At 71.6% G+C, this 23,854-nt stretch carries 23 protein-coding genes and 1 pseudogene; 17 read left to right on the top strand and 7 right to left on the bottom strand.

Annotation, left to right across the window (positions count from 1 at the left end; genetic code table 11):
- Positions 1-240 precede the first annotated feature (240 nt).
- Both ACFWB8_RS31645 and ACFWB8_RS31650 read left to right on the top strand, forming a co-directional pair.
- Entirely contained in the window at positions 241-387 is a 147-nt protein-coding gene (locus ACFWB8_RS31645; RefSeq protein WP_330299914.1) for a hypothetical protein, read from the top strand.
- Positions 388-393: 6 nt separating this feature from the next.
- Complete coding sequence (locus ACFWB8_RS31650) at positions 394-1,560, top strand: protein-L-isoaspartate(D-aspartate) O-methyltransferase (protein ID WP_385234832.1); 1,167 nt, start codon at positions 394-396, stop codon at positions 1,558-1,560.
- A gap of 61 nt (positions 1,561-1,621) precedes the next feature.
- Here the strand turns inward: ACFWB8_RS31650 and ACFWB8_RS31655 are convergent.
- Positions 1,622-1,759, bottom strand: a pseudogene (locus ACFWB8_RS31655) (MTH1187 family thiamine-binding protein); the annotation flags it as partial.
- Positions 1,756-2,100 (bottom strand): DUF3817 domain-containing protein, encoded by a 345-nt coding sequence (locus tag ACFWB8_RS31660; RefSeq protein ID WP_385234835.1) that lies wholly within the window; start codon positions 2,098-2,100, stop codon positions 1,756-1,758. The pseudogene ACFWB8_RS31655 and the gene ACFWB8_RS31660, both read right to left, overlap by 4 nt.
- 160 nt (positions 2,101-2,260) lie before the next feature.
- On the opposite strand from ACFWB8_RS31660, the gene ACFWB8_RS31665 reads away from it, so the two are divergent.
- The 6 genes from ACFWB8_RS31665 to ACFWB8_RS31690 all read left to right on the top strand — a co-directional run bounded on the left by ACFWB8_RS31665 (position 2,261) and on the right by ACFWB8_RS31690 (position 5,786).
- Positions 2,261-2,899, top strand: a complete 639-nt coding sequence (locus tag ACFWB8_RS31665; RefSeq protein ID WP_385234838.1) for an AIM24 family protein — start codon at positions 2,261-2,263, stop codon at positions 2,897-2,899.
- Positions 2,899-3,549, top strand: a complete 651-nt coding sequence (locus ACFWB8_RS31670) for an AIM24 family protein (RefSeq protein WP_385234841.1) — start codon at positions 2,899-2,901, stop codon at positions 3,547-3,549. The genes ACFWB8_RS31665 and ACFWB8_RS31670 overlap by 1 nt, the downstream gene beginning before the upstream one ends.
- A complete protein-coding gene (locus ACFWB8_RS31675) occupies positions 3,546-4,373 on the top strand; it encodes an AIM24 family protein (protein WP_385234844.1) in 828 nt (275 codons plus the stop codon). Before ACFWB8_RS31670 ends, ACFWB8_RS31675 begins: the two co-directional genes overlap by 4 nt.
- A 70-nt stretch (positions 4,374-4,443) precedes the next feature.
- The gene (locus ACFWB8_RS31680) at positions 4,444-4,920 is read left to right on the top strand and encodes a MarR family winged helix-turn-helix transcriptional regulator (protein ID WP_385234888.1); all 477 of its coding nucleotides are present in this window, start codon (positions 4,444-4,446) and stop codon (positions 4,918-4,920) included.
- A 127-nt stretch (positions 4,921-5,047) separates the two neighbouring features.
- Positions 5,048-5,617: a PepSY domain-containing protein gene (locus tag ACFWB8_RS31685; RefSeq protein ID WP_385234847.1), complete on the top strand. Its 570-nt coding sequence runs from the start codon at positions 5,048-5,050 to the stop codon at positions 5,615-5,617.
- Between the two features lie 94 nt (positions 5,618-5,711).
- On the top strand, positions 5,712-5,786 hold the full coding sequence (locus ACFWB8_RS31690) for a 50S ribosomal protein bL37 (protein WP_099895366.1): 75 nt from the start codon (positions 5,712-5,714) through the stop codon (positions 5,784-5,786).
- A 119-nt stretch (positions 5,787-5,905) separates the two neighbouring features.
- On the opposite strand, the gene meaB is transcribed toward ACFWB8_RS31690, so the two are convergent.
- Positions 5,906-6,868, bottom strand: a complete 963-nt coding sequence (gene meaB / locus ACFWB8_RS31695) for a methylmalonyl Co-A mutase-associated GTPase MeaB (RefSeq protein ID WP_385234850.1) — start codon at positions 6,866-6,868, stop codon at positions 5,906-5,908.
- Positions 6,869-6,950: 82 nt separating this feature from the next.
- On the bottom strand, positions 6,951-8,153 hold the full coding sequence (locus ACFWB8_RS31700) for an acetyl-CoA C-acetyltransferase (protein ID WP_385234853.1): 1,203 nt from the start codon (positions 8,151-8,153) through the stop codon (positions 6,951-6,953).
- A gap of 137 nt (positions 8,154-8,290) precedes the next feature.
- Here ACFWB8_RS31700 and mce point away from each other — a divergent pair, with 137 nt between their 5' ends.
- The 7 genes from mce to ACFWB8_RS31735 all read left to right on the top strand — a co-directional run bounded on the left by mce (position 8,291) and on the right by ACFWB8_RS31735 (position 18,516).
- The gene (gene mce / locus ACFWB8_RS31705) at positions 8,291-8,719 is read left to right on the top strand and encodes a methylmalonyl-CoA epimerase (protein ID WP_385234856.1); all 429 of its coding nucleotides are present in this window, start codon (positions 8,291-8,293) and stop codon (positions 8,717-8,719) included.
- Between the two features lie 180 nt (positions 8,720-8,899).
- Positions 8,900-13,435, top strand: coding sequence for a polarized growth protein Scy (scy, locus tag ACFWB8_RS31710; protein ID WP_385234859.1), 4,536 nt, complete (start codon positions 8,900-8,902; stop codon positions 13,433-13,435).
- A 195-nt stretch (positions 13,436-13,630) separates the two neighbouring features.
- Positions 13,631-14,569: a cellulose-binding protein gene (locus ACFWB8_RS31715; RefSeq protein ID WP_385234862.1), complete on the top strand. Its 939-nt coding sequence runs from the start codon at positions 13,631-13,633 to the stop codon at positions 14,567-14,569.
- Positions 14,570-14,649: 80 nt separating this feature from the next.
- Positions 14,650-15,651 carry an ABC transporter ATP-binding protein gene (locus ACFWB8_RS31720; protein ID WP_385234865.1) on the top strand — a complete coding sequence of 334 codons (1,002 nt, stop codon included), beginning with the start codon at positions 14,650-14,652 and terminating at the stop codon, positions 15,649-15,651.
- A 2-nt stretch (positions 15,652-15,653) separates the two neighbouring features.
- A complete protein-coding gene (locus tag ACFWB8_RS31725; protein WP_385234891.1) occupies positions 15,654-16,433 on the top strand; it encodes an ABC transporter permease subunit in 780 nt (259 codons plus the stop codon).
- Positions 16,434-16,567: 134 nt separating this feature from the next.
- Entirely contained in the window at positions 16,568-17,683 is a 1,116-nt protein-coding gene (locus ACFWB8_RS31730) for an ABC transporter ATP-binding protein (RefSeq protein ID WP_385234868.1), read from the top strand.
- On the top strand, positions 17,680-18,516 hold the full coding sequence (locus ACFWB8_RS31735; protein ID WP_385234871.1) for an ABC transporter permease: 837 nt from the start codon (positions 17,680-17,682) through the stop codon (positions 18,514-18,516). Before ACFWB8_RS31730 ends, ACFWB8_RS31735 begins: the two co-directional genes overlap by 4 nt.
- Positions 18,517-18,525: 9 nt before the next feature.
- Here ACFWB8_RS31735 and ACFWB8_RS31740 read toward each other — a convergent pair whose 3' ends face one another.
- Positions 18,526-18,885, bottom strand: coding sequence for an ATP/GTP-binding protein (locus tag ACFWB8_RS31740; protein ID WP_385234874.1), 360 nt, complete (start codon positions 18,883-18,885; stop codon positions 18,526-18,528).
- Between the two features lie 239 nt (positions 18,886-19,124).
- Here ACFWB8_RS31740 and ACFWB8_RS31745 point away from each other — a divergent pair, with 239 nt between their 5' ends.
- On the top strand, positions 19,125-20,165 hold the full coding sequence (locus tag ACFWB8_RS31745) for an LLM class flavin-dependent oxidoreductase (protein WP_385234877.1): 1,041 nt from the start codon (positions 19,125-19,127) through the stop codon (positions 20,163-20,165).
- A 117-nt stretch (positions 20,166-20,282) separates the two neighbouring features.
- Here the strand turns inward: ACFWB8_RS31745 and ACFWB8_RS31750 are convergent, their stop codons facing one another.
- The gene (locus tag ACFWB8_RS31750) at positions 20,283-20,675 is read right to left on the bottom strand and encodes an SCO5389 family protein (protein WP_385234879.1); all 393 of its coding nucleotides are present in this window, start codon (positions 20,673-20,675) and stop codon (positions 20,283-20,285) included.
- Between the two features lie 220 nt (positions 20,676-20,895).
- Between ACFWB8_RS31750 and nucS the strand changes: the two genes are divergently transcribed.
- Positions 20,896-21,567, top strand: coding sequence for an endonuclease NucS (gene nucS / locus ACFWB8_RS31755; RefSeq protein ID WP_385234882.1), 672 nt, complete (start codon positions 20,896-20,898; stop codon positions 21,565-21,567).
- Between the two features lie 161 nt (positions 21,568-21,728).
- Here the strand turns inward: nucS and ACFWB8_RS31760 are convergent.
- On the bottom strand, positions 21,729-23,854 hold a 2,126-nt coding region (locus tag ACFWB8_RS31760), incomplete at its 5' end, for an ATP-binding protein (RefSeq protein WP_385234885.1).

Consider the following 23,854-nt stretch of genomic DNA (forward strand, 5'->3'; position numbering starts at 1 on the left):
GTCGCAATCCACACCGAACCCGGAAGGCCCTCACCCGTTCAAGACTCCTCAGCCGAGACCTCGATCACCCGTCCACAACCTCCCGGGGCAATACACCTAGCCCTCCCTAGATTCCGTTCCTGCCGGGTTGGCCAACTCGCATTCCCCGTGGCACATGGCCCCTGGCAGGGGCGGGCAGTCCCCATTCCTCACGGGGTGGGTAGTCAACCAATCGTTACCACTTTACGAAGGAGACACAGCATGCCCAAGCACGGTGGCGGTACCGGTAGCGGTCAGGGCGGCAGTCAGCAGGACGACGGCAGCAGCGGCAAGGGACACGGTGGCGGCGGCACGGACACCGGCAGTGGTGGCAACTCGTCCGACGGCTCCGGCCCCGCGAAGAAGTAGCGACGGATGACCGCACGCAAAGAGGAGGTGGGCCCTTCGGGGCTCGCCTCTGCGCTCGTTGCTTCGGGCGCGCTGACATCAGACTGGCTGCCCACGTTCAAGGCAGTCCCCCGGGACATGTTCGTACCCGCACGCATCTGGCCGGGCATCGCCGCAGGTACCCGGCAGAACGCCTTGGTGGACCGTGACACGGACCCTGACGGCTGGCTCACCGCCGTGTACTCCGACATCCCCCTGACGACTCAGTGGGACGACGGCAAGCACACGGGCGACGACGTGGGACGTGTTCCCACCAGCTCCAACTCTCAGCCCCGTATGGTCTTTGGGATGCTGGGGGACCTGGACGCCCGGAAGCCTCACAAGGCTATGGAGATCGGCGCCGGGACGGGGTGGAATGCAGCTCTAATGTCCTTCCGTCTCGGCTCCGAGAACGTCGTCTCCATCGAGTACGACCCTGAGGTTGCCAAGGGCGCGATCAGCAACCTTCGGGACGCTGGGCTGTCTCCTCTGGTCATCGTGGGAGACGGACGGCTCGGCTACGCCGAAGGCGCCCCGTACGACCGGGTTATTGCCACGTGCTCAATCGGGGAGGTCCCCTACGCGTGGGTTGAGCAGACGGTGGCCGGCGGAATCATCGTGGCCCCGTGGGGAACCGGGTACGGCGGCGAAGCTATCGCCCGGCTTGTCGTGGGTGAGGACGGTACGGCTAGCGGGCACTTCACCCGTTCCAGCGCCTTCATGCGCCTACGGCAGCAGCGCGCTGACCGGGCGCAGCATGATGCGTACCTCAAGGGCCGGGAGTGGCCCGCAAACGGCGTCAAGAGCACCACGACGCTTTCCCCGGCGGACATCGACGGATGGGTCGAACAGTTCGCGATCAGCCTGCGGGTACCGGGGACTTTCTGGTCTGTGGAACGCGACGACGATGGCAGCTATGTCGTGTGGTTCTACAGCGATGACACCCAGTCGTGGGCATCCATCGACTACGAGCCCGGGGCGAGTGAGTACCTCGTTGTCCAGTCGGGGCCGCGTCGGCTGTGGGATGAGACGGAAGCCGCCTACCGATGGTGGGAGGAGCAGGGCAGCCCGGACTTCGATCGCTTCGGGCTGACCGTTGATAGCAACGGCGACCATGCGTGGCTCGACACGTCAGACAACCTGATTCAGCTCTGACCTCAAAAGCCCCGCCTACGGACTCGGCTCCGTGTGGCGGGTGTACTCAGAGATATACTCGTTCGCCTTCGACGGTGGTGAACATGGCGTCGGTGCGGTTCGCCAGCCCCGACTCCCGTACGACGCGCACGGCGTCGGCGACGTACTCGCCGACTTCCTCACCGACCCCCAGCGGGGTCACGGAGAACGCGACGATCATGCGCGGGCCGCCTCGCGCGCCCGCGCGGCCAGCACGCTGTCCGCCTCCTCGCGCTTGAGCAGCCGGTCGCCGTACAGGCCGCCGAAGGGCAGCAGCGCCAGCAGGAAGAACAGGCCGAGCTTCTTGCCCGGCCACTTCGCCTTGTTCCAGACGTCCAGCAGGAAGACCGCGTAGAGGAGGAACAGGATCCCGTGGAGGATGCCGAGCGGCATCATCAGGTAGTCGATGTCCGAGACCCGGCTCAGCAGCGAGCCGAAGATCAGCAGAGCCGGGAACGAAAGCGCCTCCGGGACGGAGATGAGGCGCAGCCGGTGCAGGGCGGAGGCGGTCTTGATGTCCACGTGGAACCTTCGGGTGGGTGCCGGGGGTCCGTTCCAGTGTCTCAGCCGGTGCACGAGATCTTGACGCGGGTCCCGCCCGGGCCCCGGCCGGAGTCCGAGTGTGGCGGATATCGGCCAACAGGCCCTGTTCGGGCTCGCCCGCTGCCGATAACGTCATCCCGTGGCTCAGTTCCGACTCCAAGGCAGCAAGGTGCTCGCCGTCGACCTGACCGGGGACGCCGTCAAAGCAAAGAACGGCTCCATGGTCGCGTACGACGGGCAGATGGCCTTCAAGAAGATGACAGGCGGCGGCGAAGGCCTCCGCGGCATGGTGACCCGGCGTCTGACCGGCGAGCAGATGACCGTGATGGAGGTCCAGGGACACGGCACCTGCTTCTTCGCCGACCGGGCGAGTGAGATCAATCTGGTCAATCTGCGCGGCGAGAAGCTCCACGTCGAGTCGAGCAACCTGCTGTGCACCGACGCCGGCCTGCGCACCGGCACCACCTTCACGGGCCTGCGCGGCGCGAGCACGGGCAACGGCCTGTTCACCACGACCGTCGAGGGCTCGGGCCAGGCGGCGATCATGTCCGACGGCCCGGCGGTGGTGCTGCGCGTGAGCGCCCAGTACCCGCTCTCCGTCGACCCGGGGGCGTACATCGCGCACACCGGCAACCTCCAGCAGTCCTTCCAGTCCGGCGTGAACTTCCGCACGCTGATCGGCGAGGGGTCGGGCGAGTCCTTCCAGATCCGCTTCGAGGGCGAGGGCCTGGTGTACGTGCAGCCCAGCGAGCGCAACACCATCGGGGGCGACATCTGATGCCGTTCCGCGAGATCAACTCGAAGATGGTCGAGGCCCAGGTCGTCCCGGGGCAGAAGATGTACAGCCAGCGGGGCGCGATGCTCGCCTACCGCGGCGACGTCTCCTTCACCCCGAGCATCACCGGCGGCCAGGGCGGGGTCATGGGCATGATCGGGCGCCGCGTGGCGAACGAGCAGACCCCGCTGATGACGGTCGAGGGCAGCGGCACCGTGATGTTCGGCCACGGCGGCCACCACATCCAGGTCATCGGCCTCACCGGCGAGACCCTGTACGTGGAGGCCGACCGGCTGCTCGCCTTCGACGGCACGCTCCAGCAGGGCACGATGTTCATGGGCTCGCAGGGCGGCGTCATGGGCATGGTGCGCGGCCAGGTGACCGGACAGGGCCTGTTCACCACCACCCTCAAGGGCCACGGCGCGGTCGCCGTGATGGCCCACGGCGGGGTCATCGAGCTCCCCATCACCCCGAACCGCCCGGTCCACGTGGACCCGCAGGCGTACGTCGCCCACCACGGGGACGTCCGCAACAAGCTCTCCACGGCGCTGGGGTGGCGGGACATGGTCGGGCGCGGCTCGGGCGAGGCGTTCCAGTTGGAGCTGTCCGGCCAGGGCGCGGTGTACGTACAGGCCTCGGAGGAGAAGCTGTGAACTTTGGTCCCGTGACGGGCGGCCCCGGGGGACCCGGCGGCCCGACGGTCTTCGACCCGTACAGCCTGCCCTCCGACGACAACGTGAACGCGTACACCTTCTGCGTGGAGCTCAAAGGGAGCCAGTGGTTCCTGCAGAAGGGCAAGATGATCTCGTACTACGGGCACATCGAGTTCAACGGCGTCGGCAACGGCCGCTTCGACCGGCTGCTGCGCACCAGCTTCCACTCGCCGCTGCACGCGAGCGACTGGGTGGTGGCCGAGGGGCAGGGCAAGATGCTGCTCGCCGACCGGGCCTTCGACGTGAACTCGTACGACCTGGACAACGGGAACCTGACGATCCGGTCGGGCAACCTGCTGGCCTACCAGCCTTCTCTGGCCCTCAAGCAGTCGATCGTCCCGGGTTTCCTCACCCTGATCGGAACCGGCAAGTTCGTGGCGGCGTCCAACGGACCGGTGGTGTTCATGGAGCCGCCGCTGCGCGTGGACCCGCAGGCGCTGGTGGGGTGGGCCGACTGCCCCTCGCCCTGCCACCACTACGACCACGGCTACATGTCGGGCGTGATCGGCGGACTGCGCTCGCTGACGGGCCTCGGTGGCTCCTCGGGAGAGGAACACCAGTTCGAGTTCGTGGGGGCGGGAACGGTGTTGCTGCAGTCCTCGGAGATGCTGATGGCGGAGCAGGCGGTCGGCGCGGTGGGCGCCGGCGCGGCCACCGGTCAGGCGCAGGGCGTTCCGGGCGCGGGCCAGGGTCCGCTGGGGCAGCTCGGCGTGCCCCGGATGCCGGGGCAGCTGGGTGATCTCCAGCGACGCTTCGGCCTGTAGCAGCCCTCGAATCCCACTCGCATTTTTGTACGCAATTCAACTTCTTAGGTAGAGTTCATTCATGGAGACCATCGAGACCGAGACGGCCACGCGCTGGCTGACCGACGCCGAACAGTGCGCCTGGCGCACCCACCTGGACGTCAGCAGACTGCTGATGCACCAGCTGGAAAAGGATCTCCAGCCCTTCGGACTCACCAACAACGACTACGAGATCCTCGTGAACCTCTCGGAGTCGGACGACCACCGGATGCGGATGAGCGATCTCGCCACCGCGACCCTGCAGTCCAAGAGCCGGCTGTCCCACCAGATCACGCGCATGGAGACGGCGGGCTTCGTCCGCCGGGTGAACTGCGAGTCCGACCGCCGCGGCCTGTACGCGGTGCTCACGGACGAGGGCATGGAGACGATGCGGAAGGTCGCCCCGCACCACGTGGCGTCCGTGCGCCGGCACTTCATCGACCTGCTGCCGCCGGAGGCCCTGGCGGCGCTGCGCGGCTCGCTGGGCCCGGTCGCCGAGCACCTGCGCGACAACCGCGGCAAGGGCTGACGGGGGCCGGCCCCCGATCCGGGGTGCCGTCCTCGGCGGCAGCCCGGACAATGGGTGGTCGGAACGCTCGCTCGCCGGCCGCCCGCCGAGCAACCGTAAGCGCATGGCCGGCCTGAGGAGGTCAGCCATGCACCGCACGCACAAGGCATGCGTCTCCACGGCCGCAGCCGTGGCCCTGATGACCGGGGGCCCGGTGGCGGCCGCCGCCGCGAACACGGCCGACGCGGCGGGATCCGCTCCCGCGGCCGCGGCGGCCCGCTCCGACATGAACGCCGAGCAGGCAGCCGCCGCCGCGCTGAAGAAGTACCCCGGCGTCGTGGAGTCCCTCGACAAGGACGACGCCGTCTGGCACGTCGACGTCATCGGCAAGAACGGCAAGCACGCGGAACTGACGGTCGACACCCGCAGCGGCAAGGTGTTCACCGAGAACGCGGACGAGGACAGCGACGACAGCGGCGGGAACAAGGCGCTCATCGCCGCGAAGGTCACCGCCAAGCAGGCCATGGAGGCAGCCCTCGCCGCACACCCCGGCCAGGTCTCGTCGGTGGAGTGGGACGACGATGACGACAGCGGCGCCCGCTACTGGCACGTCGAGATCAAGTCCGGCGGCAAGACCACCAACGTGCACGTCGACCCCACCTCGGGGAAGGCGACGGTGTCGCGGTCGGACTCGGACGACAACGACGACAACAACTGACACCCACCGGCCCGCGGGATCTGATGCGGACCGGATCGGGCGCCCCTAGACTGGCGAGCGCCCGGTTTACCCCGATCTTCGAGGGAGTGGCGTCATGGCCAAGCGCGGCAACAAGAAGCGAGCACGCAAGAAGAAGAAGGCGAACCACGGCAAGCGTCCCAACGCCTGACCGGTCCGCCCCCCAGACGCAGCGGAGCCGCGCCCCGGAAGGAACGGGGCGCGGCTCTCGCGCAGGCGCACGGCGCGGGGCGTACGTGCCGCGTACGTGCCCCTTCAGCTCTCTGCCCCTCAGGCCTCTGTCAGCGTCGCCAGAAGCGTGTCCGCGGCCGCGTACGGGTCCAGCTCGCCCGCGGCGACACGGGCCGCCAGCGCGTCCAGCCGCGCGTTGCCGTGCAGATCGGCCATCCGGGCGCGCAGGGCCGTCACCGCGATCGTCTCGACCTCGCGCGCGGCCCGCGCCGTGCGCCGCTCGGCCAGCACCCCGTGCTCGTCCATCCACGCCCGGTGCTTCTCCAGCGCCTCGACGAGCTCGTCGATGCCCTGCGCCCGCGCGGCGACGGTCTTGACGATCGGCGGCCGCCAGTCCCCCGGGCCCCGGGACTCCCCCAGGCCCAGCATGTGGTTCAGCTCCCGCGCGGTGGCGTCCGCGCCGTCCCGGTCGGCCTTGTTGACCACGTAGACGTCGCCGATCTCCAGGATCCCCGCCTTCGCGGCCTGGATCCCGTCGCCCATCCCGGGCGCCAGCAGCACCACCGAGGTGTCCGCCTGCGCGGCGATCTCCACCTCCGACTGCCCGACCCCGACCGTCTCGACCAGGATCACCTCGCAGCCCGCCGCGTCCAGCACCCGGATCGCCTGCGGCGCGGCCCAGGCGAGGCCGCCCAGGTGTCCGCGGGTGGCCATGGAGCGGATGTAGACCCCCGGATCGGAGGCGTGGTCCGACATCCGCACCCGGTCGCCGAGCAGCGCGCCCCCGCTGAACGGCGAGGACGGGTCCACCGCGAGGACGCCGACCCGCTTGCCGGCCTTGCGGTACGCGGAGACCAGCGCCGAGGTCGACGTGGACTTGCCGACGCCCGGCGAGCCCGTCAGCCCCACCACGTACGCGTTGCCGGTGAGCGGGGCCAGCGCCGCCATCACCTCGCGCAGCTGCGGGGACGCCCCCTCGACCAGCGAGATCAGCCGGGCCACCGCTCTCGGCCTGCCCTCACGCGCCTGGGCCACCAGCTGGGGGACGTCCACCGCCGTCATACGTGCTGCGCTCCTCGGTTCTCGTACGGGGTACGGGTGCTGCTGCGGCCGCGGCCGGGGGCCGGGCCCGCCCAGAGGGGCCTCAGGCCCCGGGCACGCGGACGATCAGGGCGTCGCCCTGCCCGCCGCCACCGCACAGCGCGGCCGCGCCGACCCCGCCGCCGCGGCGCTTGAGTTCGAGCGCCAGGTGCAGCACCACACGGGCGCCGGACATGCCGATCGGGTGCCCCAGGGCGATGGCGCCGCCGTTGACGTTCACCTTTTCCGGGGTCACGCCGAGGTCCTTCATTGACTGCACCGCGACAGCGGCGAAGGCCTCGTTGATCTCGATCAGGTCCAGGTCGGCGACCTCCAGACCGTCCTTCTTCAGGGCGTGCAGGATGGCGTTCGACGGCTGCGACTGCAGCGAGTTGTCGGGGCCGGCCACATTGCCGTGGGCACCGATCTCGGCGAGCCACTCCAGGCCCAGCTCCTCGGCCTTGGCCTTGCTCATCACGACCACGGCGGCCGCGCCGTCGCTGATCTGGGAGGCGGTGCCGGCCGTGATGGTGCCGTCCTTGGCGAAGGCCGGGCGCAGCTTGCCGAGGGACTCCGCGGTGGTCTCCGGGCGGATGCCCTCGTCCTGCGAGAAGACCACCGGCTCGCCCTTGCGCTGCGGGATCTCCACCGGGGTGATCTCGGCCTCGAAGATGCCGTTCTTCTGCGCTGCCGCGGCCCGCTGGTGCGAGACGGCGGCGAACTCGTCCTGCGGGGCGCGCTCGATGCCCAGGCGGGTGTTGTGCTTCTCGGTGGACTCGCCCATCGCGATGTTCTCGAAGGCGTCGGTGAGGCCGTCGTAGGCCATCGCGTCGAGCATCTCGATGGCGCCGTACTTGTAGCCCTCGCGGGACTTCGGCAGCAGGTGCGGGGCGTTGGTCATGGACTCCTGGCCGCCCGCGACCACGATGTCGAACTCACCGGCGCGGATCAGCTGGTCGGCCAGCGCGATGGCGTCCAGGCCCGAGAGGCACACCTTGTTGATGGTGAGCGCGGGCACGTTCATGGGGATGCCGGCCTTGACCGCGGCCTGGCGGGCGGGGATCTGGCCCGCGCCGGCCTGGAGCACCTGGCCCATGATCACGTACTGCACCTGGTCGCCGGAGATCCCGGCCCGGTCCAGCGCGGACTTGATGGCGAAGCCGCCGAGGTCGGCACCAGAGAAGGACTTCAGCGAGCCGAGCAGCCGGCCCATGGGCGTGCGGGCCCCGGCGACGATCACTGAAGTGGTGTTGTTCGATCCGGACATGAGGCACAGCCCCTTGAGGATGAGGAGTGAACGAGGGTTTACATGAATGTACTGAGCAGTACCCGCGGCGTCACCGGGCTGTCGGTGTGATCGCTGGCACGTTGCGTGACCACCCCCTTCGGCGGTGCACTGGTCCCATGCTGACAAGAATCGACCACATCGGGATCGCCTGCTTCGACCTGGACAAGACTGTCGAGTTCTACCGTGCCACCTACGGCTTCGAGGTGTTCCACTCCGAGGTCAACGAGGAGCAGGGCGTGCGCGAGGCCATGCTCAAGATCAACGGGACCTCCGACGGCGGGGCCTCCTACCTCCAGCTCCTGGAGCCCACCCGCGAGGACTCCACGGTGGCCAAGTGGCTGGCCAAGAACGGCGAGGGCGTCCACCACATCGCCTTCGGGACCGAGGACGTCCTCGGCGACTCGGAGGCCATCCGCGGCAAGGGCGTCCGCGTCCTCTACGACCAGCCCCGCACCGGCTCCATGGGGTCCCAGATCACCTTCCTGCACCCCAAGGACTGCGGCGGAGTCCTCACCGAACTCGTCACCTCCAACCCGCAGCACTGATGTCCCGATTCCCCGGCCGGTAGAGTGGCCATGGCTCGGCCGGGGTTCGGTGCGGAGACGGGGTCGGGGCCTGTGATCCCTGCCCCGCCATCTGACACCATTCCCCGGGGGCGTCGTTCAGCGGGCGAGCGATGCTCAATGGGAGTGAGCTTGCGACCAGGGGACGGATGGGACCGCGCTGTGCGGGGCTACGAAAGCCAGGAGAGCCATCAGGCCGAGGTCGACCATCTCTCGCGCTTCGAAGCCGAGATGGAGCGGCTGAAGAAGGAGCGTGGGAAGGCCGTCCAGCACGCTGAGGACCTGGGATACCAGGTCGAGGTGCTGCGCGCCAAGCTCCACGAGGTACGCCGCAATCTGGCGTCCCGGCCCGCTTACGACAGCGCGGACATGGGCTATCAGGCGGAGCAGCTGCTTCGCAATGCCCAGATCCAGGCCGACCAGATGCGCTCCGACGCCGAGCGCGAGCTGCGCGACGTCCGGGCACAGACCCAGCGGATCCTCCAGGAGCACGCCGAGCACCAGGCGCGCCTGCAGGCCGAGCTGCACGCCGAGGCCGTCAACCGCCGCCAGCGTCTGGACCAGGAGCTGGGCGAGCGCCGCCAGACCGTCGAGGCGCACGTCAACGAGAACGTCGCGTGGGCCGAACAGCTGCGGGCCCGTACGGAGTCCCAGGCCCGCCGGCTCATGGAGGAGTCCCGCGCCGAGGCCGAGCAGTCGCTGAACGCCGCCCGCGCCGAGGCCGCCCGGATCGCCGAGGAGACCCGGCGCCGGATGGCCGCCGACACCGAGGCCGCCCGCGCCGAGACCGAGGCCACCCTGCTGCGCGCCCGCAAGGAGGCCGAGCGGCTGCTGACCGCCGCCTCCGCGCAGGCCCAGGAGGCCACCGAGCACGCGGAGCGGCTGCGCTCGTCCACCACCGCCGAGGCCGAACAGACCCGGCAGCAGACCATGGACCTCGGCCGGGTGGCCGAGCAGCGCGCCCAGGAGGCCGACGGAGCGCTGCGGGAGGCACGCGCGGCCGCCGAGAAGCTGCTGGCGGAGGCCAAGGAGAGCGCCGCCCGGCAGCTCGCCTCCGCGGAGTCCGTCAACGAGCAGCGCACCCGGACCGCCAAGGAGCAGGTGGCCCGGCTGGTCGGCGAGGCCACCAAGGAGGCCGAGGCCCTCAAGGCCGAGGCCGAGCAGGCACTGGCGGACGCCCGCGCCCAGGCGGAGCGGGTGCGCACCGAGGCCGGTGAGGCGGCCCGTACCGCCGCGGCCGAGGACATGGCGGCTCAGCTGGCGAAGGCGGCCCGCACCGCCGAGGACGTACTGAACAAGGCCTCGGAAGACGCCCGGGCCACCACCCGGGCGGCGTCCGAGGAGGCCGAGCGGATCCGCGGCGAGGCCGAGGCGGAGGCCGAGCGGCTGCGCCTCCAGGCGGCGACCACGGCCGACGAGCTCAAGGGCGCGGCGAAGGACGACACCGAGGAGTACCGGGCCCGCACCGTCGAGCTCCAGGCGGACGCCCGGCGGCTGCGCGGCGAGGCGGAGCAGCTGCGCGCGGAGGCCGTCGCCGAGGGCGAGCGGATCCGCGGCGAGGCCCGCCGCGAGGCGGTCCAGCAGATCGAGGAGGCCGCCCGGACCGCCGAGGAGCTGCTCGGCAAGGCCAAGGCGGACGCGGACGAGCTGCGCGGCGGAGCCAACGCCGAGAGCGAGCGCGTGCGCGCCGAGGCCGTCGAGCGGGCCACGGCCCTGCGCAAGCAGGCCGAGGAGACCCTGGAGCGGACCCGCGCCGAGGCGGAGCGGCTGCGCGCCGAGGCCGAGGAGCAGGCCGAGACCGTCCGGGCCGAGGCGGGCGCCGCCGCGGCGCTGCGCCGCGAGGAGACCGAGCAGGCGGTGGCCGCGAGGCGTGCGGAGGCCGACGAGGAGCTCGTACGCCTGCACACGGAGGCGGAGACCCGGCTGACCACGGCCGAGCAGACGCTCCGCGACGCCCGCGCGGCGGCGGAGAACATCCGCAGGGAGACGACCGAGGAGAACGACCGGCTGCGCGCCGAGTCGGCGGAGCGGATCCGCACCCTCCAGGCGCAGTCGGAGGCGGAGGCCGAGCAGCTGCGCGTGGACGCGGCGGACGACGCCGGCCGGGTGCGCACGGAGGCCGAGCAGACCGCCGTACGGCTGCGCGAGGAGTCCGAGGCCGAGGCCGAGCGGGTGCACTCGGAGGCCAAGGAGACCGCGGACCGGCTGCGCGCGGAGGCGAAGGCCGCCGCGGAGCGGGTCGCCGAGGAGGCCGCCGAGGCGCTGGCCGCCGCGGCGGAGGAGGCCGCCCGCCGCCGCCGGGAGTCCGAGGAGACCCTGGCTTCGGCGCGGACGGACGCGGACAACGAGCGGGCCCAGGCCCGCGAGCAGAGCGAGGAACTGCTGGCGCAGGCCCGCAAGCGCTCGGAGGAGGCGCAGGCCGAGGCGGCCCGCCTGACCGAGGAGGCGGAGCGGCGCGCGTCGGAGCTGGTCGCGGCGGCCGAGGCCACCGCCCAGCAGGTACGGGACTCCGTGGCCGGTCTGCACGAGCAGGCCGAGGAGGAGGTCGCCGGACTGCGCAGCGCCGCCGAACACGCGGCGGAGCGTACGCGGAGCGAGGCCGGGGAAGAGGCCGAGCGGGTCCGCGCCGACGCCCACGCGGAGCGGGAGCGGGCCAGCGAGGACGCCAACCGGATCCGCAGCGAGGCGCGGGCCGAGACGGACGCGGCGAAGGCGCTGGCGGAGCGGACGGTCGGCGACGCGATCGCCGAGGCCGAGCAGCTGCGCACCGACACCGCGGAGTACGCGCAGCGGGTGCGCACCGAGGCCACGGACGCGCTGGCCTCGTCCGAGCGGGACGCGTCCCGTACCCGGGCGGACGCCCGGGACGACGCCAACCGCATCCGCGGCGAGGCGGCGGAGGCCCTGGAGGCTTCCCGCGCCGAGGGCGGCCGGATCGTCGCGGAGGCCACGGCGCAGGCCGAGCGGCTCACCGAGGAGACCCGCGCGGCCAACGCGGCGACGATCGGCGAGGCCACGGCGGAGGCGGAGCGGCTCACCTCCGAGGCCGAGGCGGCCGCGGACGCGACGCGCGCCGAGGCGGCGGGCACGCTGGACGAGGCCCGCGCCGACGCGAACCGCATGCGCACCGAGGCGGCCGAACAGGCCGACCGGCTCACGTCGGAGGCGCTCTCGGAGGCGGAGCGGCTCACCGAGGAGACCCGCGCGGCCAACGCGGCGACCGTCGGCGACGCCGCGGCCGAGGCGGACCGGCTCATCGCGCAGGCGGCCGAGATCCTGGAGGACGCCCGGACCCAGGGCGCCCGTCTGATCGGCGAGGCCACCGCCGAGACCGAGCGGATGACGGTCGAGACCCGGGCGGCCAACGACCGTACGGTAGGCGAGGCGAACGAGCGCGCCGAGGCCCTGAGGGCCGTGGCCGAGCGGCTCCTCGAGGACGCCCGCGCGGACGGCGGCCGGATCATCGGCGAGGCCACCGCGGAGGCGGAGCGCGTCACGGTCGCGGCGGCCGAGACCCTGGCGAGCGCGGAGCGGGAGTCCGAGCAGACGCTGGACGAGGCGCGCGCTGAGGGCAACCGGCTGCGCACGGAGGCGGCCGAGCAGGCGGACCGGCTCGTCTCGGAGGCTTCGGCCGAGGCCGCGAAGCTCACCGCGCAGACCCGCAAGGACAACGAGCGCACGGTCGGCGAGGCCGCGGCGGAGGCCGAGCGGCTGCGTACGGAGGCGGCGCAGGAGCTGTCCTCGGCGCAGGAGCACGCGACCCGTACCCGGTCCGAGGCCGAGCGGGTCAAGGCGGAGGCCGCGAACGAGGCCGAGCGCACCCGCGCCGAGGCCCGCAAGGAGTCGGAGCGGCTGCTGGACGAGGCCCGCGAGGAGGCCAACAAGCGCCGCAGCGAGGCCGCGGAGCAGGTGGACCGGCTCATCACCGAAGCCTCCTCGGAGGCCGAGAAGCTGACGTCGGACGCGCAGAAGCAGGCCCTGGCCGCCACCACGGCGGCCGAGGAGCAGGCCGACGCGATGGTGGACGCGGCGCGCAAGGAGGCCGCGCGCATCACCTCGGAGGCGACCGTCGAGGGCAACTCCATGGTGGAGAAGGCCCGTACGGACGCGGACGAGCTGCTGGTCGGCGCGCGCACGGACGCCTCCGCCATAAGGGAGCGGGCGGAAGAGCTGCGCGGCCGGGTCGAGTCGGAGGTCGAGGAGCTGCACGAGCGGGCCCGCCGGGAGTCGGCCGAGCAGATGAAGTCGGCCGGCGAGCGCGTGGACAAGCTGGTGCGGGCGGCGACCGAGCAGAGCGTCGAGGCCGAGGCGAAGGCCAAGGAGCTGGTGTCGGACGCGAGCAGCGAGGCGGGCAAGGTCCGCATCGCCGCGGTGCGCAAGGCGGAGGCGCTGCTCAAGGAGGCCGAGCAGAAGAAGGCCGAACTGGTCAGGGAGGCCGAGGGTGCGCTCGCGCAGGCCAAGGCGGAGGCCGAGCGGCTCGTGGAGGAGGGCCGCCGCGAGCTGGAGGTCCTGGTGCGCAGGCGCGAGGACATTCAGGCGGAGATCTCCCGTGTCCAGGACGTACTTGAGGCGTTGGAGTCATTCGAGGCGCCTTCGGGGGGCGCGAAGCCCACGGTCGGCGGCCAGGGCGCGGGGGGCGTGAAGGCCGGCGCGGCAGCCGGTTCCACTCGATCGGGTGGCAAGACGTCAGAGGGGTAGTCGGCGCACACGAATGTGTGCTCCTGATGGAGGTTCAGGCGAACGAGTGACAAGCATTCTGTCGTCTTGCCACTCAAAAGGGGTGTCATTGTCCAGTTCAAACGTGGATTGACTCGATGACACGCCGCTCGGGCGCCTAGGATTCCCCTTAACACCTCACGCAGTACCTCATCGGTCTCATTCGACAGGAACCCCATGAGCGACCCTTCCTCCCCCTTCGGCTTCGAGCTCGTGCGGCGCGGTTACGACCGCGGTCAGGTGGACGACCGCATTACCAAGCTGGTCTCCGACCGTGACAGCGCCCTCGGACGCATCAACTCTCTGGAAAAGCGGATCGAGGAGTTGCACCTCGAGACGCAGAACGCCCAGGCCCAGGTGAGCGACGCCGAGCCGTCGTACGCCGGTCTCGGCGCCCGGGTCGAGAAGATCCTGCGGCTGGCCGAGGAGGAGGCGAAGGACCTGCGCGAGGAGGCCCGTCGCGCGGCCGAGCAGCACCGTGAGCTCGCCGAGTCGGCTGCCCAGCAGGTCCGCAACGACGCCGAGTCGTTCGCCGCCGACCGCAAGTCGACGGCCGAGGACGAGGGCGTCCGCATCGTCGAGAAGGCCAAGGGCGACGCCTCCTCCCTGCGCGCCGAGGCCCAGAAGGACGCGGCCTCCAAGCGCGAGGAGGCCGACGCGCTGTTCGAGGAGACCCGCGCCAAGGCCGCCCAGGCCGCCGCGGACTTCGAGACCAACCTGGCCAAGCGCCGCGACCAGTCCGAGCGCGACCTGGCTGCGCGTCAGGCCAAGGCCGAGAAGCGCCTCGCGGAGATCGAGCACCGCGCGGAGCAGCTGCGCCTGGAGGCCGAGAAGCTCCGTACGGACGCCGAGCGCCGGGCCCGCCAGACCGTGGAGACCGCGCAGCGCCAGGCCGAGGACATCGTGGCCGACGCCAACGCCAAGGCCGACCGGATCCGCAGCGAGTCCGAGCGCGAGCTGGCGGCGCTCACCAACCGCCGCGACTCCATCAACGCGCAGCTGACCAACGTCCGCGAGATGCTGGCGACGCTGACCGGTGCGGCCGTCGCCGCGGCCAGCCCGATCGTCGACGACGAGCCGGTCACCCGCGGCGTCCCGGCGCAGCAGAGCCGCTAGCCGCCCGTACGCGCGACCGAGGGCCCGGAGTCACCTCTTCGAGGTGGCGTCGGGCCCTTCGGCGTTCTAGCGTGAGCGGCATGATCGAGCTTGAGGGCCTCACCAAACGATTCGGCACGAAGACCGCCGTGGACAACCTCAGCTTCCAGGTCAGACCGGGGGTGGTGACCGGCTTCCTCGGCCCCAACGGGGCGGGAAAGTCCACGACCATGCGCATGATGCTCGACCTCGACAACCCGACCAGCGGGACGGTCCGGATCGACGGGAAGCACTACCGGGACCTGCCGGAACCGCTGAAGTACATCGGGGCGCTGCTGGACGCCAAAGCCATGAACGGCGGTCGCAGCGCCTACAACAACCTTCTCTGCCTGGCCCAGTCGAACCGGATCCCGCAGCGCCGGGTCTCCGAGGTACTGGACCTGGTCGGCCTGACGGCCGTGGCGAAGAAGAAGTCGAAAGGATTTTCGCTCGGCATGGGGCAGCGGCTGGGAATCGCCTCCGCCCTGCTGGGGGATCCGGAAATCCTGATGTTCGACGAACCCGTCAATGGTCTGGACCCCGAAGGAATTCTCTGGATCAGGAATCTTATGAAGGGCCTGGCGACGGAGGGAAGGACGATCTTCGTTTCCTCCCACTTGATGAGTGAAATGGCGCTGACCGCAGACCATTTGGTCGTCATCGGGCAGGGAAAACTGCTGGCAGACCTGTCGATGGCCGATTTCATCCAGCAGAACTCCCGCAGTTACGTCCGGCTGCGCTCCCCGCAGCAGGAACGGCTCAAGGACGTCCTGGCCGGAGCGGGGATCGACGCCATCAGCGTCCCCGCCACCGGCACGCTGGAGATCGACGGCGTGCCGGCGGAGCGGCTCGGCGAGCTCGCCGCCCAGCACCAGATCGTGCTGCACGAACTCAGCCCGCAGCGGGCTTCACTGGAGGAAGCGTTCATGCGCATGACGGCGGACTCCGTCGAGTACCACGCCCACGCCCCGGGCGCCCCGGGCGCCCCCGACAATCCGGCCCGGCCGACCGACGTACCCGCGTGGGGCGCCGGCTTCGAGGCGACGCGCAAGGGCGGCGAGTGACCGTGTCCTCCTTCCCCGCCGTCCTCCAGTCCGAGTGGACCAAGATCCGTACGGTCGCCTCCACCAGCTGGACCCTCGCCATCGCCTTCATCGCCACCGTGGGGTTCAGCGCCGCTTTCTGCGCCCTGGTCAACGCGAGCTTCGACAGCATGAGCGACATCGAACGGGCCACGTTCGACCCCACCCTGCTGAGCTTCAGCGGGATGCAGTTCGGCCAGCTGGCGATGATCGTCTTCGGGGTGCTGGTCGTCAGTACCGAGTACAGCTCGGGGATGATCCGCACCTCACTGGCCGCCGTACCCGCACGCGCGGGCTTCCTGCTGGGCAAGCTCGTCGTGGCGACGGCCCTGGCCCTGCTGGTCGGACTGCTGACCAGCTTCGTGTCGTTCTTCCTCGGCCAGGCGATCCTGGGGGACCGCGGCATCGGCATCGACGGGGAGAACGTCCTGCGCGCGGTGATCGGAGCCGGCCTGTACATGGCGCTCCTCGCCCTGTTCTCCATGGGCGTGGCCGCCATGCTGCGCAGCTCGGTCGCCTCGATCAGCATTCTGATCCCGTTCTTCCTGATCGTCTCGAACCTCCTCAGCGGTTTCGAGGCGACCCGTAAGTACGGCCAGTACCTGCCCGACAAGGCGGGATCCAAGATCATGCAGATCGTGCCGGAGGCCATGGGGAGCGCCGAGACGCCCTACGGACCCTGGGGCGGTCTCGGGATCATGCTCCTGTGGGTGGCCGCCGCGGTACTCGGCGGTTACCTCGTCCTCAAGAAGAGGGACGCCTGAAGTACTACGGGTCATCCCCGGGTCGGGCTCAGGGGTAGGTCAGGGATAAGGGCTGGGACGGAACCGTAGGCGACTGGATATCCTCTTAACCCTTACAGGGCGAAAGTCGTCCCGGTCCGCTGAGGGGCAGCATCATGATCGAGGCAGTCGGCCTGACCAAGCGCTTCGGCGCCAAGACCGCCGTCGACCAGCTGTCCTTCCAGGTCAAGCCGGGTCACGTGACGGGTTTCCTGGGGCCCAACGGCTCCGGGAAGTCCACCACCATGCGCATGATCGTCGGCCTCGACCGGCCCACTTCCGGCCAGGTCACGATCAACGGCACCCCGTTCCGGGAGCTGCCGAACGCCCAGCGGCACGTCGGTGCGCTGCTCGACGCCAAGTCCGTGCACGGCGGCCGCCGGGCCCGGACCCACCTGCTCTCCGTCGCCCAGCTCTCCGGGATCCCCGAGAAGCGGGTGGACGAGGTCCTGGGCGTCGTCGGCCTCCAGGACGTCGCCAGGCAGCGTGCGAAGGGCTTCTCGCTGGGCATGGGCCAGCGGCTCGGGATCGCGGCCGCGCTGCTCGGCGACCCGCAGGTGCTGCTCTTCGACGAGCCGATCAACGGCCTCGACCCCGAGGGCATCCTCTGGGTCCGCAACCTCATGCGACAGCTGGCCGCCGAGGGCCGCACCGTCTTCGTCTCCTCGCACCTGATGAGCGAGATGGCGCTGACCGCCGACCACCTGATCGTGATCGGCCGGGGCCGGCTGCTGGCCGACATGGGCACCCAGGAATTCATCACGCACAACTCGGCCGGATTCGCGCGGGTCCGCGCGGCCGACACCGACCCGAATGGCTGGGACACGCTGGGCGTGGTCCTCACCAGGGCGGGCGGCCGCGTGCTCAGGGAGCCCGACGGCTCCCTGCGGGTGACCGGGCTGGAGCTGCCCCGCATCTCGGACCTCGCCCACGAGGCGGGCGTACGGCTGTGGGAGCTGTCACCGCACCGCGCCTCGCTGGAGGAGGCGTACATGCGGATGACCCAGTCCTCCGTCGAGTTCACCTCCACCGAGGACCCGCGCGCCGAGCTGTGGGAGCCGGAGCCGATGTCCGTCCCCGAGTGGGAGGCCGAGGCCCCGGCCCCGGCGGTCCCGCAGACGGGCTTCTTCGCCCCCGCGCCCCCCGGACCGGGCGGCGCGCCGTTCCTGATGCCCAACGATCCGGGCGAGCTCGCCGGAGCCGCCAAGAACAACCCCGAGGACCCCCGATGACGGCCGCCCCCAAGACGACCGGCTACAGCTCGCCGCTGCCGGACACGCGGCCGCACCTGGGGCACGCCATGGCCTCGGAGTGGACCAAGCTGAAGTCGGTGCGCTCCACGGTGGGGACCCTCGCCTCGCTGGTCGTCGTCGTGGTCGGCGTGGGGGTCCTCTTCATCACGCAGACACGGTCCGACAACTACGTGGCGATGCCGTTCACCACGCCGGCCCTCTTCGGCCTGCTGGTCGGGCAGCTCTCGGTGATGACCCTCGGCGTCCTGATGATGAGCTCGGAGTACGGCACCGGCCTGATCCGCACCACCTACACCGCCGCCCCCGACCGTTACCGCGTGCTGACCGCGAAGTACCTCGTCTTCGGCATCACGACCTTCCTCGCCACCGCCGGGTCCGTCTACCTGGTCGGGCTGGCCACGATGCTCGTGCACGGTGACGCCGCCGCCGGACCGCACCCGGGCGTCGCCTGGCTGTACGCGCTGGCCGGCAGCTTCTACGTCACGCTGCTCGGCGTCCTCGCGGTGGCCGTCGGGGCCATGGTGCGGCACTCCGCCGGGGCCATCGCGGTGATGCTCGGCGTGGTCACCCTGCCGCCGCTGATCGGCGGGATACTCACCGTCTGGGAGGCCTCCGCGGGGGCCGGGCGGGTGCTGCTGGGGTACAACGCCCCGGTGGCCCTGATGCAGGTCTTCGGCATGCCCAACGCGGGCGCCAACCCGGCGCCCCTGGCGGGCCTGCCCGGCAACGCGACCCACATGGCCGTGATCCTGCTCGTCACGGGGGCGGCGGTCGCCGGATCGTACGTGATGACCGGGCGCCGGGACCTGTAGGGCCCGCGCTCAGTACTTCGGCGCGTTGCGGGACCGCTGCACCTTGGAGGTGCGGCGGTCCTTCGCGTTCCAGCAGGCCTTGTGCCAGTGCCGCCGGTCGTCCACGCCGCCGTACTCCGGCCAGGCCACCAGGTGCGGGGTGCCGGAGGGGATCTCCTGGTCGCAGCCCGGGCAGCGGTAGCGCTTGCCCGCCGCGCTCGCGCCCGCCACGTGCCGCACCTTCCACTCCTCGCCGAGGTACTCCTCGGTGCGCTCCAGCCCGAACCGGTCCAGGCCTCCCGAAGCCGGTCCCGGCCCGGAGCCCGAGCCCTGGGCCGACCGGTCGGCTGGATTCCCGCCGCCCCTGGGGCGGTTGTGGCGCGGTGACACGTATACCTCACGGATGGGCGGACGGCAGTGACTTTCTCCCAGACTACGCGCAGCGAGGGAGGGTACCCGCAGGGTGGCTGGGAGAGGTCGGCCGGACCCGGGCGGCTGGCCTGACAATCCCAATAACTTTCCTGTCAGGCCGTGCCCTTGGCACGTGTCAGACGTTGTTGCCATCAGACGTTGTTGTCATAAACCGGTCCACCTGGGGGAGGCCGCGTCAGCTGCGAGGAGGCAAGGCGATGCGCGTTGGAGCGTTTGTGCTGGCGGCCCAGTTCCCGGGCCAGGGGCAGGGGGAACCGCTGCACCGGGCGGTGCGGACCGCCGAGGTGGCCGAGGAGGCCGGGCTCGACTCGGTCTGGCTCGCCGAGCACCACTTCGTCCCGTACGGGGTCTGCCCCTCGGCGGTGACCCTGGCGGCCCTGCTGCTCGGACGGTCCCGGCGGCTGCGGGTGGGCACGGCGGTGAGCGTGCTGCCGAGCACGCACCCGGTCGCCCTCGGGGAGCAGGCCGCGTTGCTGCACGTCGCCTCGGGCGGCCGGTTCACCCTGGGGGTGGGCCGCGGCGGCCCGTGGGTGGACCTGGAGGTGTTCGGGAGCGGGCTAGAGGCGTACGAGAGCGGATTTCCGGAGGACCTCGACCTGCTGCGGCGCTGGCTGACCGAGCCCCGGGTGGCGGCGGCCGGCGAGCGGCACGGCTTCCGCGAGGTGGCCGTCGTACCCCGTCCGGCGGAGGCGCTGGACGGGGACGGAACAGGGCCGGAAGTGATCGTCGCGTGCACCTCCCCGGCGTCGGTACGGCTGGCCGCGGAGCGGGGGCTGCCGATGCTGCTGGGCATGCACTGCGGGGACGAGGAGAAGGCGGAGATGGTCGCGCTGTGGCGGCGTACGGCACTGGCTGAGGGTCACGCGCGGGAGTTCGTACGGACGGCGGGCCATGTGTCGGCCGGGGTGTGCCAGCTGGCGGACCGCACGGCGGACGCGCGGGAAGCCCTGCTGAAGTCGATGCCGGGCTGGCTCAAGCAGGGCCTGGACGCGCATGTGACGGTCGACGGCCGCGAGCGCGCGAGGCGCGACCCCGTCGCGTACACGGAGCTGCTGTGCGATCTGCACCCGGTGGGCACGCCCGGGCTGGCGGCGGACCGGCTCGCGGCCACCTCGGAGCGCACGGGCATCACGCGGTTCGCCCTGCTGACGGAGGGGTCCGGCGACCTCGCCGCGACGGAGGAGAACCTCCGGCGCATCGGCGCCGAGGTCCTGCCCCGGCTGGGCGGGGACGTGTGACCAAGGCTGCCGCTCCGGTATCTGTGGCACCTCCCGCGATACGGAGCGGCAGCGAAGTACGGTCTTGCGGTCGCGCGGTCATTCGGTCGTACGGTCCTGCGATCGTGCCGGATCGACCTAGCAGTCCCGCAGTTGCGGCGACTGGTTGAGCAGCTGACCGCGGATCGAAGTGAACTTGGCCAACCGGTCGTCCACCGAGGAATCCAGCGGGAACACCGCCACACGGTGACAGTTCTGGAACGCCAGGCGCACTCCGAAGTGCCGCTGCAGCGCACCACGTATCGCGTCACTCGCGAGAGCGCGCAGCAGCTGTCCACGCGCCTGCTCGTCGGGCGGCGGCGTCTGGTTGTCGGCGAACTGTCCGCCGTCCACCTTCAGCTGGGCCACCAGCGAGCTGATCATCTCCCATGCGTAGGGCAGGGAGGTCCGGACGCAGTCGACGAAAGCGGCTTCGTCGACCTCGCCTCGCTCGGCCTGTTCGAGTAGGGCCGGTGAGACGTCGAGCGACATGGGTTCTCCTCTCGCGACCCCGGCAGATTGGGTTGCCGGAGCCTTACGGGCAGGGAAGAAGGCCGCGACGCAGTGTGCACGTTCGGCAACCTCCAGCTATCCACGGTAGGCGCCCGGTGGGTACCGCACCAGGAGAATGCGCATACAACGCGCCATCGGCGAACGGGGCTTTCGGGGGCGAATCGCGTGCGGGGCCATCGGTCGAGTAGCGTTGCCGACCATGCGTCTCGTCATTGCCCGCTGCTCCGTCGACTACGCGGGCCGGCTCACCGCCCATCTGCCCTCGGCACCCCGTCTGATCCTTGTGAAGGCCGACGGCAGTGTCTCGATCCACGCGGACGACCGGGCGTACAAACCGCTCAACTGGATGTCGCCGCCGTGCACCCTCAAGGAGGGGAGCGGTGACGAGGCCGGCGTCTGGACGGTCGTCAACAAGGCGGGCGAGAAGCTCATCATCACCATGGAGGAAGTCCTGCACGACTCCTCCCACGAGCTGGGCATCGACCCGGGCCTGATCAAGGACGGCGTGGAGGCCCACCTCCAGGAGCTCCTGGCCGACCGGATCGACACCCTGGGCGAGGGCTACACCCTGATCCGCCGCGAGTACATGACGGCGATCGGCCCGGTGGACATCCTGTGCCGGGACGCGTCGGGCGCGACGGTCGCGATCGAGATCAAGCGGCGCGGGGAGATCGACGGCGTCGAGCAGCTCACGCGCTACCTGGAGCTGCTCAACCGGGACCCGCACCTGGCGCCGGTGCGGGGCGTCTTCGCGGCGCAGGAGATCAAGCCGCAGGCGCGCGTCCTGGCGACGGACCGCGGCATGGACTGCGTCGTCCTGGACTACAACGCCCTCCGCGGCATCGAGGACGACAAGCTCCGCCTCTTCTGACCGGCCGGGCCCCTGGCACCGCTGCGCGGGCTTCGCTCCAGACCCCGCGCCTCAATCGCCGGCGGGGCTGAATTCGCCCTCCGGGCAATCCAGCCCCGCCAAGAGCCGGCATCAGCCAAAATCCAGCCCCGCCGACATCGGCGGCGCCGCAGACAGGTGGGTCAGGAGCTGGTCGGGCTGACAGGCGTCGCCGTCGGCGAAGCCGGGGGGCTCGGCAGCGGCGAGGTCGGCGGCGAGGTGCTCGACGTCGGGTCCGGATCCGGGTCCGGGGCCGGCGGGGTGGAGACCGGGTTGGGCCTCGACGGCTTCGCGGACGGCTTGCGCGACGGGGTCGTACGCGACGACGGGGTCCCGGACGGGACGAGCACCGGCTCCTGCGGGGCCCCCGACTCCGCCGCGGACACGCCCGGCTCCGGCGCAGGAGCGCTCCCGCCGGTCCCCGGCACCGTCGCCGGCGTCGGGGACGTAGAGACCCCCGGCCCCTGCGCCGGCGGCGCGGAGGAGTCCGACGAGGTCACGGCCAGCGCGACCACCGTGCCGAGCACCAGCACCGTCACCGCGCCCGCCGCCGCGAGCACCACCGCCTTGCGCCGCCCGGCCGGCTCGCGCTCCGGCGCCACCGCCGGCGTCCGCTCCACCCGCACCGGCTCCGGCGTCAGCGGGAAGGCGTCCTCGAACACCTCCGCCAGCGTCGCCGACACGGCAGCCGGCTGCGCAGAGGACACCACGGGCACCACGGGCACGACCGGCACCACCGTCGTCACCGCCTCGGCAGCCGGAGCGGAAGCCGGAGCGGAGACAGGGGCGGAAGCAGGGGCGGAAACAGCCGCCGGCTTCACCACCACCGGCGCCTCCAGCCGCAGCGGCGGCGACACCTCCACCCCCGCCGCCTCGCGGTCCGTGACGAGCGCCAGCGCCCGCCGCCCCGCCACGGTCCCGCGCTTGTCGGCCAGCGCGCCCTTCAGCCCGATCGAAGCCTCCAGCTCCGCCCGCGCCCGGTCCAGCCGCCCCTCGCACAGCGCGAGTACGCCCAGCTCGTGGTGGAAGTACGCCTGCTCCGCGACTTCCCCCGCCTTGCGCGCGGCCTCGGCGCCCGAGCGCAGCACCCGCTCCCACGCCTCCCAGTGCAGCGAAGCCGCGAACGCCGGGGCCGCCGTGCGCGCCAACAGCACCGCCGCCACCACATCCGCGCCGGCCAGCGCCGCGAGCACCGCGTCCGCCTCCGCCGCGACCCGCTCCGGGGTCACCGAGGTGTGCCCGGTCCACCAGGCGTAGTGCCGGGCCGCCGTACGGGCCTCCTCCGCGGCCGTGTCCCCGTACCCGACCTCGTCCAGCTGCCGCGCGACCCCCGCGGCCAGCCGGTACCGCGCACCGACGGGCGTCAGCAGCCCGCAGTCGAGCAGCTCCCCCACCGCGGTGTCGGCGTGCGTGTCCCCGACCAGCGCCGGCAGGTGCGCGTGGTGCGGCAGCTCCCCGCCCAGCGCGCAGGCGATCCGCAGCGCCGCCCGCGCCGATTCGCTGACCCGCGAGGCCAGCAGTTCCGCCGGGGCCGCGCCCTCGGCCAGCGTCGGCAGCGGTACGAGGGCGGCGTCACGCGGCCGCTCCTCGAAGACCCCGGGTTCCTCGTCCTCGTCCTCTTCGGTCCTGCGGTTGAGCTCGTCCCGCTGCCGCAGCAGCGCGGCGGCCTGTACGAAGCGCAGCGCCAGCCCCTCGGAGGCGAACCGCAGGTCCCCCGCCCAGGCGGTCTCCTCGTCCGTCAGGGCCCGACCGACGCCCGCCTCCAGCAGGTCCACGCAGTCGGCCTGCGCGAGTCCGCCGAGGAAGACCTCCTCCAGGTGCGAGTCGTCGGAGGGGGCCCGGGTGTCGGGGGTCGTGGCCAGCAGGTACGCGCACTCCGGCGTGGCCCGCAGCAGTTCGTCGAGCGCGGGCCCGCCCATGTCGAGGTCGTCCAGCAGGACGACGGCGCCTATCTCCCCTACCCGCGCGAGGAGTTCGTCGCGGTCGGGCCGCTCGCCGGGCGCCTCGTAGACGGCCGCGTACAGCGCGTGGAGCAGCTCGCCGGGCTGCTGGTACCCGTACGCGGAGAGCCGTACGACCCCGTCGGGCGCCACGTCCGCGCACGCGGCGGCGACGGCGTCGAGCAGCGTCGTGCGTCCGGACCCGGCGGGTCCGGTCAGTCGTACGGAGCGGCCGCGCGCGAGCAGCCGTACGAGCCGCTCGCGCTCCTCGTCGCGTCCCAGCAGCTGCCGCGCCCCGGCCGTGGCGCCCGAGGGCAGCGGCGCGGCGG

This window comes from Streptomyces sp. NPDC060031, from assembly GCF_042736805.1.
In the GTDB taxonomy this organism is placed as follows: Bacteria; Actinomycetota; Actinomycetes; order Streptomycetales; family Streptomycetaceae; genus Streptomyces.

Bases quoted from the DNA above. Each gene is read 5' to 3' on its own strand.
- ACFWB8_RS31645 (WP_330299914.1), top strand. From the start codon at position 241: ATGCCCAAGCACGGTGGCGGTACCGGTAGCGGTCAGGGCGGCAGTCAG.
- ACFWB8_RS31650 (WP_385234832.1), top strand. From the start codon at position 394: ATGACCGCACGCAAAGAGGAGGTGGGCCCTTCGGGGCTCGCCTCTGCG.
- ACFWB8_RS31670 (WP_385234841.1), top strand. From the start codon at position 2,899: ATGCCGTTCCGCGAGATCAACTCGAAGATGGTCGAGGCCCAGGTCGTC.
- ACFWB8_RS31685 (WP_385234847.1), top strand. From the start codon at position 5,048: ATGCACCGCACGCACAAGGCATGCGTCTCCACGGCCGCAGCCGTGGCC.
- meaB (WP_385234850.1), bottom strand. From the start codon at position 6,868: ATGACGGCGGTGGACGTCCCCCAGCTGGTGGCCCAGGCGCGTGAGGGC.
- ACFWB8_RS31700 (WP_385234853.1), bottom strand. From the start codon at position 8,153: ATGTCCGGATCGAACAACACCACTTCAGTGATCGTCGCCGGGGCCCGC.
- mce (WP_385234856.1), top strand. From the start codon at position 8,291: ATGCTGACAAGAATCGACCACATCGGGATCGCCTGCTTCGACCTGGAC.
- ACFWB8_RS31715 (WP_385234862.1), top strand. From the start codon at position 13,631: ATGAGCGACCCTTCCTCCCCCTTCGGCTTCGAGCTCGTGCGGCGCGGT.
- ACFWB8_RS31720 (WP_385234865.1), top strand. From the start codon at position 14,650: ATGATCGAGCTTGAGGGCCTCACCAAACGATTCGGCACGAAGACCGCC.
- ACFWB8_RS31730 (WP_385234868.1), top strand. From the start codon at position 16,568: ATGATCGAGGCAGTCGGCCTGACCAAGCGCTTCGGCGCCAAGACCGCC.
- ACFWB8_RS31735 (WP_385234871.1), top strand. From the start codon at position 17,680: ATGACGGCCGCCCCCAAGACGACCGGCTACAGCTCGCCGCTGCCGGAC.
- ACFWB8_RS31745 (WP_385234877.1), top strand. From the start codon at position 19,125: ATGCGCGTTGGAGCGTTTGTGCTGGCGGCCCAGTTCCCGGGCCAGGGG.
- ACFWB8_RS31750 (WP_385234879.1), bottom strand. From the start codon at position 20,675: ATGTCGCTCGACGTCTCACCGGCCCTACTCGAACAGGCCGAGCGAGGC.
- nucS (WP_385234882.1), top strand. From the start codon at position 20,896: ATGCGTCTCGTCATTGCCCGCTGCTCCGTCGACTACGCGGGCCGGCTC.